The sequence below is a fragment of the Chlamydiota bacterium genome, from assembly GCA_012729785.1.
GTDB lineage: Bacteria > Auribacterota > Tritonobacteria > UBA1439 > UBA1439 > UBA1439.
In genome coordinates this window covers 100567-113644 of sequence record JAAYCL010000015.1, presented here as the reverse complement: position 1 = coordinate 113644, position 13078 = coordinate 100567, and the positions used below count along the sequence as shown (strand labels likewise).

Genomic DNA, 13078 nt, shown 5'->3' with positions numbered 1-13078 from the left:
CGTTGAGACAGCGCCCAGATCGTTACACGATTCGTGCAGGTCGGAACTTACCCGACAAGGAATTTCGCTACCTTAGGACCGTTATAGTTACGGCCGACATTCACCGGGGCTTCGGTTCAGAGCTTTGCCCTTGATATAATCGCGAGCTGACCCCTCACCTTAACCTTTCGGCATTGGTCACTTGTCAGTCTCTATACATCGTCTTTCGACTTAGCAGAGACCTGTGTTTTTAGTAAACAGTCGCCTGGACCCTTTCACTGCGGCCCCATCCCGCTCCATCCGCGAGGATCTCACGGGAAAGGGCACCCCTTCTTCCGAAGTTACGGGGCTAGATTGCCGAGTTCCTTAACGAGGGTTCTCTCGAGCGCCTTAGGATATTCACCCCTCCCACCTGTGTCGGTTTACGGTACGATTACCCTGACGACTGCATAGAAGCCTTTTCTTGGCAGCGTGGCATCGATCAATCCGCCTCTCCCGTGGGATCGGCGTCCCGTCACCCCTTGAGGTTGATGTCCCGGTGGATTTTCCTGCCGGGACCCTCTACAGGCTTGGACCCCCACTTCCGATCGGGGGCTGACCTAGCCTCCTGCGCGACTCCATAGCACTGCCGGGCTTGCGCCCGACAACGCCGTCAAGGTAGTAGCCGAATATTAACGGCTCATCCATCATCTACGCCTTTCGGCCTCGACTTAGGTATCGACTAACCCTGGGCGGATTAACCTTCCCCAGGAAACCTTGGGTTTTCGGCGTCCCGTTTTCTCAACGGGATTATCGCTACTCATGCCGGCATAAGCACTTCTGCACGCTCCACCGCTCCTTGCGGTACGGCTTCGACGCGTGCGGAACGCTCCCCTACCACGCCGACGCCCTGCATCGAAAATCCCAAATCCCTGTCCCCGGAAGAGACGCCGCTCCATCCAGGAGCGCGTCCGTGGGGTGGTTGAGATTGTCGATGCAGGACATCGACATCCGTAGCTTCGGCAGCGGGCTTGAGTCCCGAGCATTATCGGCGCGGAATTACTCGACTAGTGAGCTGTTACGCACTCTTTAAATGATGGCTGCCTCTAAGCCAACATACTAGCTGTCTTAGCAATTCCACATCCTTACGCACTTAACCCGCATTTTGGGGCCTTAGCTGACGATCTGGGCTGTTTCCCTCTCGACAACGAAGCTTATCCCCCGCTGTCTGACTCCCGCAATAAGGTGCAGCGGAATTCGGAGTTTGATTGGGTTTGGTAGTCCGGTAAGACCCCTAGACCATTCAGTGCTCTACCTCCGCTGTCCATTTTGCGAGGCTAGCCCTCAAGCTATTTCGGGGAGAACCAGCTATCACCGAGTTCGATTAGCTTTTCACTCCGACCCACAGCTCATCCAGACACTTTTCAACGTGCAAAGGTTCGGGCCTCCCCTTCGTGTTACCGAAGTTTCGCCCTGGCCATGGGTAGATCACCCGGCTTCGGGTCTGCTCCGCGCGACTTTGGCCGCCCTATTCGGACTCGCTTTCGCTGCGACTGCCCCTTACGGGTTAGTCTTGCCGCGCATAGCAACTCGCCGGCTCATTAAGCAAAAGGCACGCCGTCACACATCGTCCGTCGCTTGCGCGCCGGACTATAGTGCTCCGACTGCTTGTAAGCTCACGGTTTCAGGTACTATTTCACTCCCCTCACCGGGGTACTTTTCACCTTTCCCTCACGGTACTGGTTCACTATCGGTCAGCAATGAGTATTTAGCCTTAGGCCGTGGTCGGCCCGGATTCACACGGAATTTCACGTGTCCCGTGTTACTTGGGTGGCTGGTCCAGCCTGCCTCGCCCGTTTCGCCTACAGGATTATCACCTTCTATGATTCCCCTTTCCAGGGGATTCGGCTACAGGTTCGGTTTGTAACAGGCCCTCTGGTCTGCACCACAGGGCGACCAACTCCCTCAACCCCCCCCGTGAAAACGCGTGCAGGCTATACTCCACAGGAGGTTTAGGCTGTTCCCGTTTCGTTCGCCACTACTCAGGGAATACCATTTCGGTTTCTCTTCCATGGGTTACTGAGATGTTTCACTTCTCCCAGTGTCGCTTCCCGCCAAGGCGGGATTCCCGGACATTACTCCGGGAGGGTTTCCCCATTCGGAAATCCCCGGATCAAAGCCTGCTTGCGGCTCCCCGAGGCTTATCGCAGCTTGCCGCGTCCTTCGTCGCCTATTGCTGCCAAGGCATCCACCGTAAGCTCTTAGTAGCTTAACCAAAAGTTCTTCTCGGCAAATTGAAGTTCTCTATCCAGTTGTCAAAGAACCGATCTATCTGTATCCGGCGCGAGGCGCCGGATCGCATTCAGAACGGAACTGCGCGCGCGGCATACAGGTTGGTGGAGCTGAGGGGAATCGAACCCCTGACATCCAGCTTGCAAAGCTGGCGCTCTCCCATCTGAGCTACAGCCCCTTTGAGCTGTAAGCTGTAAGCCGTAAGCTATACGCGCACAGCTGAGCGTACGGCTTTTCGCTTACGGCTTAGAGCTTGACCTGGTGGGCCTGGGTAGAATCGAACTACCGACCTCACCCTTATCAGGGGTGCGCTCTAGCCATCTGAGCTACAGGCCCGGACCACAGTTTCCAGTTTCTCGATTCTAGTGATCCGTTCCCCGACCCTGGAAACGATCCAGCAGAAACCATCAACTGTAGTTCAGATCCGCGCATTCAAAGAGCAGACTCGTTGAAAACCGAATAGTGCGATGCGTTCAAAAGTCTTACCACCGTCTTGTCGTCCTTAGAAAGGAGGTGATCCAGCCGCACCTTCCGATACGGCTACCTTGTTACGACTTCATCCCAATCACTGACCATACCTTCGGCACCTTCCTCCCCTTGCGGGGTCGGTACAGCGACTTCGGGTACAGCCAGCTTTCGTGATGTGACGGGCGGTGTGTACAAGGCCCGGGAACGTATTCACGGCGGCGTAGCTGATCCGCCATTACTAGCGATTCCAGCTTCATGAAGTCGAGTTGCAGACTTCAATCCGAACTGAGACCGGTTTTTGAGATTGGCTCCACCTCGCGGTGTCGCTACCCATTGTACCGGCCATTGTAGCACGTGTGCAGCCCGGGATATAAGGGCCATGATGACTTGACGTCATCCCCACCTTCCTCCCCATTGACTGGGGCAGTCTCCTTAGAGTGCTCACCTTTCGTGTTAGCAACTAAGGACAAGGGTTGCGCTCGTTGCGGGACTTAACCCAACACCTCACGGCACGAGCTGACGACAGCCATGCAGCACCTGTGCAGCACCCTCGAAGGAGTCCTGCTTTCGCAGGATGAGCAGCTGCATGTCAAACCCCGGTAAGGTTCTTCGCGTTGCGTCGAATTAAGCCACATGCTCCACCGCTTGTGCGGGCCCCCGTCAATTCCTTTGAGTTTCAACCTTGCGGTCGTACTCCCCAGGCGGTGCACTTAATGCGTTAGCTTCGGCACTGAGCCTCGCGGCCCAACACCAAGTGCACATCGTTTATGGCCAGGACTACCGGGGTATCTAATCCCGTTCGCTCCCCTGGCTTTCGCACCTCAGCGTCAGTTTCAGGATAGAGAGCCGCTTACGCCGCTGGTGTTCTTCTCGATATCTACGCATATCACCGCTACACCGAGAATTCCGCTCTCTTCCCCCGAACTCAAGCCCTGCAGTTTCGAATGCCGTTCCACCCTTGAGAGATGGGATTTCACACCCGACTTACAGAGCCGCCTACATGCCCTTTACGCCCAATGATTCCGAACAACGCTCGCTCCCTCCGTATTACCGCGGCTGCTGGCACGGAGTTAGCCGGAGCTTCCTCTGCCTGTACGGTCAATCCACATTGCTGCAGATTTTCTTCCAGACTGACAGGAGTTTACGACCCGAAGGCCTTCATCCTCCACGCGGCGTCGCTCCGTCAGGGTTTCCCCCATTGCGGAAGATCCTCGACTGCAGCCTCCCGTAGGAGTCTGGGCAGTGTCTCAGTCCCAATGTGGCCGACCACCCTCTCAGGCCGGCTACCCGTCATCGCCTTGGTGGGCCGTTACCTCACCAACTAGCTGATAGGCCGCGGGCTCATCCCCGATCGGCACCCTTGCGGACGCCTTTCACCGTGCCACCATGCGGCAGCTCGGTGTCATCAGGTATTAGCTTCGGTTTCCCGAAGTTATTCCCGTTTCGGGGGCAGATTGCCCACGTGTTACGCACCCTTTCGCCACTATCCCTTGCGGGATCGTTCGACTTGCATGCCTAATCCACGCCGCCAGCGTTCGTTCTGAGCCAGGATCAAACTCTCCGTAGAGAGCTCGTGACATCCCGGTCCGTCCGGATCGCTCCGTCCGTGCCGGGATCTACTTGACGTTGGCTCGACTTCTGGCGCATCGCACTATCCAGTTTTCAAAGAGCCATCCGTCCCGCCGTGCGGGACGAAAAAAAAGGACACCGAACGATGTCCTCGTCGTTGACTCAAAGAACTCCCTAAAATCTCTTCAGGAGCTATCCGGCATTTGTCCCTCGCATTGCTGCTCGCGGACGCATACCCACTTTAGCTGCGCACATTCTACCGCGGCGCACACACGCTGTCAACAGGAAAAACGCAAATAAACGCGGAATCTTTTCAGCCCGTTTTCCGCCCCTCGGCGGGCACCAGCCGGGCGAACCTGCGCCTCCCGAGCTGCAGGATGCGCGCCGCGTCGCCGGGCCGCACCGCGATCCGCGCGTTCTCGTCGACCACCCTGACCCCGTCCAGGCGCACCGCCCCCTCTCGAATCTTACGCCTTGCCTCGGAACCGGTTGCGGCAAGGGCGGCCTCGCGAAGCAGATGCGGGAGCGGGTACTCCCCGGGGGGAAGCGCCACCACCTTCACCCAGGCGTCGTCCGCCGGGACGCCCCTGGAGCCGAAGGCGACCGTAAAGTTCTCCTGGGCCCGCGCGGCGGCCTCGACGCCGTGAAACCTGCCGACGATCTCGCGCGCGAGGCGCATCTTGAGATCGCGCGGATGCGGCGTCTCCCGCTGCAGCGCCGCGAAATCGAGGCCGGTCAGCAGGTCGAAATACCGCGGCATCAGCGAATCGGGGATGCTCATCAGCTTCCCGTAGATCTCGAACGGCGGCTCCGTGATCCCGATGCAGTTGCCGAGCGACTTGCTCATCTTCTCGACGCCGTCGAGACCCTCGAGCAGCGGCATCGTGAGAACGACCTGCGGCGGGACGCCGTAGGCGCGCTGGAGCTCCCGGCCGAGGAGCAGGTTGAATGTCTGGTCGGTGCCGCCGATCTCCAGATCGGCCTTCACCTCGACCGAATCGTACCCCTGCGCGAGCGGGTACAAAAACTCGTGCAGCGAGATCGGCACGCCGGAGGCGTGGCGCGTGGCGTAGTCCTCGCGCTGGAGCATCTGGGCGACCGTCGTCTTTGACGAGAGCCGCACCACGTCAGCGAAGGTGAGACGGTCCAGCCACCGGCTGTTGAAGACCACCTCCGTGCTGTCGGGGTCGAGGATCTTGAAGACCTGGGCGGTGTAGGTTTCCGCGTTTCGGGCGACCTCCTCGCGGGAAAGCTGCGGGCGCGTCTTCGACCGCCCGCTCGGATCGCCGATACACGCCGTGAAGTCGCCGATGATGAAGATGACCCGGTGGCCGAGATCCTGGAAGAGGCGCAGCTTGGAGAGCACGACCGCGTGGCCGAGATGGATATCGGGGGCGCTCGGGTCCGCGCCGAACTTGATCCGGAGCGGCCTCCCCTCCTTCAGGCGCCCGGCGAGCTCGGCTTCCGTCTCGAGCGTCACCGAACCCCTTCGGATGCGCGCAATCTGCGCCCGCACGGAATCCGACGTGGGCATCGCCTTCACCCCCGAAACAGGGACGGCCGCGTCGCCGCGGCCGTCCGTCGCTGCCTGGTGCACACGCGCCGCGGCGTCAGGAGTCGCCCCGGTCGCTCTCCTCGCCGCCCAGGGCGGTGAAGGAGATATCCTCCGAGAGCACCGGGTTGTGCACGGTCGGTTCGGGACGCGGCGCGCCTTCCTTCCCGCCCCCGCGGCCGCGGTCGGGCATCTCGAGGTACTCCTTGATGCTGAGGCCTATCTTCCGCTCGACCGGGTCGATGCGCAGGATGCGCGCGGTGACCTGGTCGCCGACCTTGTGCGTCGTCTTGATGTCCTCGTCCTGCCGCTTGTCGATCTGCGAGATGTGGACGAGCCCCTCGATGCCGTCGCCGAGCTCCACGAAGAGGCCGAAACCGGTGATGTTGCTGATGGTCCCGGTCACGGCGTCCCCGACGTTGAAACGGCGCTCGATGCCGTCCCAGGGATTGCCCTTGAGCTGCTTGATGCCGAGGGAGATCTTCTTGTTCTCCTGGTCGACGGAGAGGATCTTGGCCTCGACGATCTCTCCGCGCTTGAGCATCTCCGAGGGGTGGTTCAGTTTCCGCGTCCAGGAGATGTCCGAGATGTGGATGAGTCCCTCGAGCCCCTCCTCGAGCTCGATGAAGGCGCCGTACGGGACGATATTGCGGATCTTGCCCTTGATCACCGTGCCCACCGGGTACTTGTCCTCCACGACTGTCCACGGGTTCAGCTCGGTCTGGCGCAGCCCGAGCGAGATCTTCTGCGCGTCCCGGTCGGTGTTCAGGACCATCGCCTCCACCGTGTCCCCGATGCCGAGGATCTCCGACGGGTGGCTGATCTTGCGGGTCCACGACATCTCGGAGATGTGGACGAGCCCCTCGATCCCTTTCTCCAGCTCGACGAAGGCGCCGTAGGCCACGATGTTGGTCACGCGCCCCTTCACCTTCGAGCCGATCGGGTACCGGTCGCCGATCGTGTCCCACGGGTTCGGGAGGAGCTGCTTGAGGCCGAGCGAGATCCGCTCGCGCTGCTTGTCGAAGTCGAGGACCTTGACCTTGACCGAGGTGCCGACCGCGAGGACCTCGGACGGGTGGCTGACGCGCCCCCAGCTCATGTCGGTGATGTGCAGGAGCCCGTCGATGCCTTTCAGGTCGATGAAGGCGCCGAAGTCGGTGATGTTCTTGACGACGCCCTCGATGATGTCGCCGACCTTCACCGTCGCGAATACAAGCTCGCGCTGCCGTTTCCGCTCCTCCTCGAGGAGGACGCGGCGCGAGAGGACGACGTTCCGGCGCTCCGGGTTGATCTTGATGACCTTGAACTCGAGGTCCTTCCCGATGAAGCTCTCCATGTTCTTCACGTGGCGGAGGCCGATATGCGACGCCGGGAGGAACGCCTCGAGGCCGATGTCGACCATCAGGCCGCCCTTGACCTTCCGGATGACGCGCCCCTTGACGAGCTTCCCCTCCTTGCAGAGGGCGACCGTCTCCTCCCAGTGGCTCAGCTTGTCGGCCTTGACCTTCGAGAGGACCACGACGCCGTCCTGGTCCTCCTTCGACTCGAGGAGCACCTGCACCTTGTCGCCGACCTTGAGGGCGTCCCGGTCCCTGAACTCCTCGATGGCGATGGCGCCCTCGGACTTGTAGCCGATGTCCACGAGGACGGAGTCCTTGCCGACCTCGAGGATCGTCCCCTCCACGATCTTGCCGGCATGGATCGGCTTGATCGTCTCGTCGTAGAGCCGGCGCAGCTCCTCGCGCGCCCGCTCCTTTTTCTCGCGCTCCTCCCTGCCCTTGTCGAGCAGGGACGCATCCAGGTGCGTATCGATCTTCATCTCCGTTGCACTCCTCGCGCCGCCCCTCTCCCGAGGAGGCGGGCCGCCGGGCAACACATTCAGCCCAAGCGCAGGAACGGGATAGTGCCACGTCCATCAGGCGATGTCAACGATCTTTCGGGACCTTGTTATACCTCGATGATACTGTCCCCCTATGGACTCATTGGAAGTCTCCCCTAGAATGCCCCTCCGAGGAGGGGGTGGCAGTGAAGGAAGGGATATCGGAGATGAGCCGCTCTGCCCGAATGGCAGGCCCCCTCGCCCCGCGCAACGGACTGCTGTTCCGCCCCGTACGCACGCCCCCCCCGACCGACAGCTCCCGGAGTCGTGGGCGTTCGATTCAACGCAGGCCATCCGTGCCGCACCGCACGAGGGGGGGGCGTCGCCCGTGCGGGGGATACCGTCACCCGATACCGTGTCCTCCCCCCCGCGATCGGATGAGATACGCGCCGACGAGAACCGCGGGAAGGATCTTCCCCCTCGGCCCGGATCCATCCGCAACGCCACCCTCCGGAATCCGATCAACGGCCTGCCCTATGCGCGCCATGCCGAGGGAGACACGGTTCCGCCCCCGCAGGGTGTTTCAGCCGCCGCTCGGGCGCCCGGGAGATGCCCGTGTGCCGTCCGTTGGCAGCGCACGCCCCCACGGAGTCATGGATGAAGGCAGGGCCGTCAAAACCGCCTGCACGCCATCTGCCGGCTCCCAAACGGACGCCACGCAACTCCTTGGAATCTTGAACCGCCGGGTGCACACGAAACCGACGGACCGGAGAATCGGGGAGACACCCGGTCGGTCGCCGGGGAGGATCCCCTCGCCCGCCGCCGCGACGTTGTGGTATAGTGTGGCCAGGAGGATGGAGATGCCCAAGGAAACGCCGCTCTCCGGACGCAGCTTTCTGGGCGAGGCCCTCAGCGACCCGCGAGAGGGGGCGCTCGCTAAGTACCGCAGACTCGTCTTCGGGGAGGGGGGGATCCTCGGCCTCCTCCGCTACGAGCTCCTGCTCCTGCTCTTCTCGAACATCCCCGGCGCGCTCGGGATCCTGCTTCGCCGGATCTTCTACCGTCCCCTGTTCAAGAGGATGGGCCGCGGCGTCATCATCGGCACGGGCGTTACGCTCCGCCACCCGGGGCGGATCTCGCTGGGAAACCACGTCGCCATCGACGACTACTGCACGCTCGACGCGCGCGGGGAGAACTGCGGCGGCATCACGCTCGGGGACCGCACCATCGTCTCCCGCTTCTCCATCCTCCGCACCAAGGAGGGGACGATCGAGATCGGCGCCGGCGCCGGCATCGGTTCGCACAGCATCCTCGCCTCCACCAGCAGTCTCGTGGCGGGGGAGCATCTCCTCCTCGCCCCGGCGTCCTGCATCATCGCCGGGGGCCAGCACGCCTTCGCCCGGGCGGACGTCCCCATCGTCGCGCAGGGGATGATCTCCAAGGGGGGGGTCTCCATCGGCGACGACGTCTGGATCGGGTCGCGCGCCACGATCCTCGACGGCGTGAAGATAGGCGCCCACGCGATCGTGGGGGCATGCGCGCTGGTGAACAAGGAGATCCCCGCCTACGCGATCGCCTACGGCGTCCCCGCGAAACAGGTCGGGGACCGGCGGCATCCGTCGGAGGCGGGCGGAGGCGGGGCGCAAGGATCCGGCCGATGAGAAGGGGAATCGACCGGCTCGCCTCGGAGGAGTTCGATCTGCTCATCGTGGGGGCGGGCATCTACGGGGCCTGCGCGGCCTGGGACGCCTCTCTCAGGGGCCTTCGCGTCGCCCTCATCGACCGGGGCGACTTCGGCGGCGCGACCTCCCAGCACAGCCAGAAGACCATCCACGGCGGCCTCCGCTACCTGCAGCAGGCGGATCTGAAACGGATGCGCGAATCGATACGCGAACGCCGAACCCTGATGCGGATCGCGCCGCAGTTCGTCAGCCCGTTCCCCTGCGTCATGCCGACCTACGGACATCTCACCCGAGGCCGCGAGGCGCTGGCGGTCGCGATGCTCGCGAACGATCTCGTCGGACTCGACCGGAACCGAATCGACGACCCCGCCAAGAGGATCCCGCGCGGCAGGACCGTCTCGCGCCGGAGGGTGCTCGAACTCCTCCCCGGCATCCCGACGAAGGGGCTCACGGGGGGGGCGGTATGGCACGACTGCCAGGCGCACAACACCGAGCGGCTCCTCCTCTCGTTTGTGCTCGGGGCGTGCGAGAAGGGGGCGGCGGCCGCCAACTACGTGGAGGCGGTCGGGTTCCTCGCCGACAAACGGAGGGTCGTGGGCGTCTCGGCGCTCGACCGAACGACCGGGAAACGATTCGACATCCAGGCGCGGCTCGTGCTGAACGCGGCGGGCCCGTGGACCGACGAGCTCCTCGCGCGCCTCGACCCGCGCCTGGCCACCCCGCCGATCCCCCTCTCCACGGCGCTCCTCATCGTGACGCGCCCGTTCATCCGCGGCTGCGGCGCGGGCCTCTCGTCGGCGACGGCCGCCTCCGCCGCCTTCAAGGGGAAGCGCCTCTGGTTCGTCACCCCGTGGCGGGACGCATCGCTGGTCGGCACGGTCCACGCCCCGTTCTCCGGCCGCCCGGACGAAGACCGCGTGACCGAGCGGGAGGTCGCGGCGCTCCTCGATGCGATCAACGCCGCCTACCCCGGCGCACGCCTCTCCCGCGGCGACGTCCGCTGCGTCTACCGCGGCATCCTCCCGATGCAACGCGTCAACCGCAGGACCGGCGAGGCGGTCCTGATGAAGCACTACCGCCTCACCGACCACCGGCGGCGGCACGGGTGGGACGGGATCGCGACGATGGTCGGCGTCAAGTACACCACCGCGCGCGATGTGGCCGAAAAGGCGGTGCACCTCGTCCTCCGGAAGCTCGGCCTCCCCCGGCGTCCGAGCGCGAGCGCCACCACCCCCGTCCCCGGGGGCGACGTCGGGCGCTTCGACGAGTTCCTCGCCGCGGCCGTTCGGGCGAGGCCCGCCTGGCTCGGAGAGGAGGTCGCGCGTCGGCTCGTGTGCCAGTACGGCTCGCTGCACGCCGAGGTCATCGCCCTCGCCGAGCGGGAGCGCCCCCTCTCCCGCCCCCTCCCCTGCCGGCCCGCCGTGCTCGGGGCCGAGATCGTCCGCGCCGTGCGGGAGGAGATGGCGGTCTCGCTCGCCGACGCGGTCTTCCGGCGCACGGAGCTCGGGACCGCCGGATGCCCCGGCGACGACTGCCTCACGGCGTGCGCGGACCTTATGGGGCGGGAGCTCGGCTGGGACGTCCGGCGTCGGCGGGATGAGATCGACCGGGTCAAGGCGCTGTACAGACTGGCGGGCTGATCGCGGCCGGGGCATGAAGCGGGCGGGGGATATGGGCGGCGGGAGAAAGGCGCTGTTCGACGACGAGGCCCGGAACTGGGAGAGCCTGTACCGTGACGGCGGCGCCGGACGCTGGGGGATCTTCCAGGGGAACGTGCGGGCGCGCGCCGTCGCCCGGATGGAGCTCTGCCTCTCCCTCCTCCCCCCGGTGCGCGACAGGGACGTCATCGAGCTCGGCTGCGGCCCCGGCTTCTACGGCAGGCGGCTCGTCGGCGAGGGGGCCCGCTGGATCGGCCTCGACCTCTCCGGACCGATGCTCGCGGTCTGCCGCCAAAATCTCCCCGGGGCGCGCCTCCTGCGCGGCGATGTGCGGGCGCTCCCGTTCCGCGCCTCCTCGTGCGATGCGATGCTGTGCATCGGCGTGTTGAGCTACCTCTCCCGTGCGCAGATCGACTCGCTCTTCGCGCAGGCCCGCGCGACGCTCAGGCCCGGCGGCGTCTTTTTGGCCCAGACCCTCCTCTTCGACCCCCTCACCTGGGTCCGCTGCCGCCTGCCCCGCTTCGTGCCGAGGCCCGTCCGCATCCCCGGCCCGTTCACCCCCCGCTCACCCCGGACGATCCGGCGCCTCCTCTCGAGGAACGGCTTCGCCGTGCGGCGGGCGGTGACCTATTGGAAATTCGCACTCTATCCCGCGGGGAACGTCTTCCTCGCCGTGAAGGAGTGACGTTGCCGCAGGGGGCGCGGAGGCCCGGCCTCGTTGTCGCCGCGGAGCGCAGCGGATCGGCGCACTGATCCGGTGTGTGCGAAGATCGGCGTCGAGCCGCGGCGGGGAGAGCCGTATGGCCAGAATCGTTTTCATAGACCTGTTGTTCAACTGGCCGCCCGACGGCGGCGCGCGCGTCGACCTCAAGGAGCTGATGACGCGGCTCTCCGCGCGCCACGAGGTCACCCTCCTCGTCCCCGACTTTCCGGACCTGTTCCCGCGCGGGCGGATCGCCGGGGAGCTTCCGTTCAGGATCGAGAAGATTTCGTTCACCCGCACGACGTTCAACGCGCGGCATCTGCCCCGCGCGTTCGCGGAAAGGGTCGCGCGGCTCCGCCCCGACCGCCTCTTCATCGGCGACGGCTGGTATTTGAAGTTCCCTCTCGCGGCCGCCCTCAGGCGGTTCAGGCCGATACTGAGGTTCTACGCCTACGAGGGGGTCTGCATCAAGGACTACGGCACGCAGTTCCTCGATGGGGCGATCTGCCCAAAACAGTACCTCCGCGACACCCTCGCCTGCACGCGCTGCGCCGTGCGGCACCACCGGTTCAGGCCGCTCGACGCGTTTTCGCACGAGTTCCTCGGCGCGCTCGCCTTCACGCCCCTGTACCGGCACTGGGTGAAGGCCGCCCTCCGCGGCGCCTCCCGGGTGATCGTCTACAACCGGTTCCTGCGCGGCCTCCTCGCCCCGCACGCCGCCTCGGTGATCGTCGCGCCGTCCGGGGTGGACGTGGCCGCATTCGCCCCGTCGGCGGAGCCGGCTCCCGCGCGGGAGAACTGCGTGGTGCTGATGACGAGCCGGAGCGGCGACCCGAGCAAGGGGTTCCGCGTCCTCCGCGAAGCCGCCCGCATCCTGCGGGGCCGCGGGGAAAGGTTCGAGATCGTGATCCCCACCTACAGCACGGGGCACGCCGGAGACGATTCGCTGCGGTTCGTTTCGTGGCGCTCCCAGGAGGAGCTGCCGCGCCTCTACGCGGGGGCGGACATCTGCGTGGTGCCGTCGGTATGGCGGGAACCGTTCGGCATCGCGGCGGTTGAGGCGATGGCGGCGGGGAAGCCGGTCGTCGCCTCGCGCGCGGGGGGGCTGGCCGACATCGTCGAGGACGGGGTCACGGGCATCCTCGTCGATCCGGGCGAACCCGCCGCGCTCGCCGCGGGGATCTCGCGCCTGCTCGCTGATCCCTCGCTTCGGGTTCGGATGGGGCAGGCGGGCCGGGACGCGGCGGAGCGCCGCTACGCGTGGGACGTGCTGATGCGGGATATCTACCTGCCGCTGTTCGAATGATCCCGGGGGGGTCGAATCCTCATCTGGCAGAGCAGCATTGGCGGGCGGCAGCGGGTTCTCTTACAATAAGA

Annotated in this window: 6 protein-coding genes, 2 tRNA genes and 2 rRNA genes; 4 read left to right on the top strand and 6 right to left on the bottom strand. The window is 64.6% G+C overall.

Translation table 11 applies throughout. The annotated features are described in order from the left end of the window. From GXY35_03725 to rpsA, 6 genes are all read right to left on the bottom strand, one after another. A 23S ribosomal RNA gene (locus GXY35_03725) occupies positions 1 to 2237 on the bottom strand; the annotation flags it as partial. Positions 2238 to 2352: 115 nt separating this feature from the next. Further along, positions 2353 to 2428, bottom strand: a tRNA-Ala gene (locus tag GXY35_03720). Positions 2429 to 2509: 81 nt separating this feature from the next. Next, positions 2510 to 2586 (bottom strand) — tRNA-Ile (locus GXY35_03715). A 163-nt stretch (positions 2587 to 2749) separates the two neighbouring features. Next, positions 2750 to 4282 (bottom strand): 16S ribosomal RNA (locus GXY35_03710). A gap of 318 nt (positions 4283 to 4600) precedes the next feature. Continuing rightward, positions 4601 to 5821 (bottom strand): tyrosine--tRNA ligase, encoded by a 1221-nt coding sequence (locus tag GXY35_03705; GenBank protein ID NLW93694.1) that lies wholly within the window; start codon positions 5819 to 5821, stop codon positions 4601 to 4603. Positions 5822 to 5897: 76 nt separating this feature from the next. After that, on the bottom strand, positions 5898 to 7658 hold the full coding sequence (gene rpsA, locus GXY35_03700; GenBank protein ID NLW93693.1) for a 30S ribosomal protein S1: 1761 nt from the start codon (positions 7656 to 7658) through the stop codon (positions 5898 to 5900). A gap of 860 nt (positions 7659 to 8518) precedes the next feature. Between rpsA and GXY35_03695 the strand changes: the two genes are divergently transcribed. The 4 genes from GXY35_03695 to GXY35_03680 all read left to right on the top strand — a co-directional run bounded on the left by GXY35_03695 (position 8519) and on the right by GXY35_03680 (position 13007). After that, the gene (locus GXY35_03695; GenBank protein ID NLW93692.1) at positions 8519 to 9319 is read left to right on the top strand and encodes an acyltransferase; all 801 of its coding nucleotides are present in this window, start codon (positions 8519 to 8521) and stop codon (positions 9317 to 9319) included. Next, positions 9316 to 10980, top strand: coding sequence for a glycerol-3-phosphate dehydrogenase/oxidase (locus GXY35_03690; protein NLW93691.1), 1665 nt, complete (start codon positions 9316 to 9318; stop codon positions 10978 to 10980). Before GXY35_03695 ends, GXY35_03690 begins: the two co-directional genes overlap by 4 nt. A 31-nt stretch (positions 10981 to 11011) precedes the next feature. After that, positions 11012 to 11683 carry a methyltransferase domain-containing protein gene (locus GXY35_03685; protein NLW93690.1) on the top strand — a complete coding sequence of 224 codons (672 nt, stop codon included), beginning with the start codon at positions 11012 to 11014 and terminating at the stop codon, positions 11681 to 11683. A gap of 193 nt (positions 11684 to 11876) precedes the next feature. Continuing rightward, a complete protein-coding gene (locus tag GXY35_03680) occupies positions 11877 to 13007 on the top strand; it encodes a glycosyltransferase family 4 protein (protein NLW93689.1) in 1131 nt (376 codons plus the stop codon). The last annotated feature ends 71 nt before the right edge of the window (positions 13008 to 13078 follow it).

What these genes read in the sequence shown, in the direction of transcription:
- GXY35_03705 (NLW93694.1), bottom strand. Translation starts at nt 5,821, where the DNA reads ATGCCCACGTCGGATTCCGTGCGGGCGCAGATTGCGCGCATCCGAAGG.
- rpsA (NLW93693.1), bottom strand. Translation starts at nt 7,658, where the DNA reads ATGAAGATCGATACGCACCTGGATGCGTCCCTGCTCGACAAGGGCAGG.
- GXY35_03695 (NLW93692.1), top strand. Translation starts at nt 8,519, where the DNA reads ATGCCCAAGGAAACGCCGCTCTCCGGACGCAGCTTTCTGGGCGAGGCC.
- GXY35_03690 (NLW93691.1), top strand. Translation starts at nt 9,316, where the DNA reads ATGAGAAGGGGAATCGACCGGCTCGCCTCGGAGGAGTTCGATCTGCTC.
- GXY35_03685 (NLW93690.1), top strand. Translation starts at nt 11,012, where the DNA reads ATGGGCGGCGGGAGAAAGGCGCTGTTCGACGACGAGGCCCGGAACTGG.
- GXY35_03680 (NLW93689.1), top strand. Translation starts at nt 11,877, where the DNA reads ATGACGCGGCTCTCCGCGCGCCACGAGGTCACCCTCCTCGTCCCCGAC.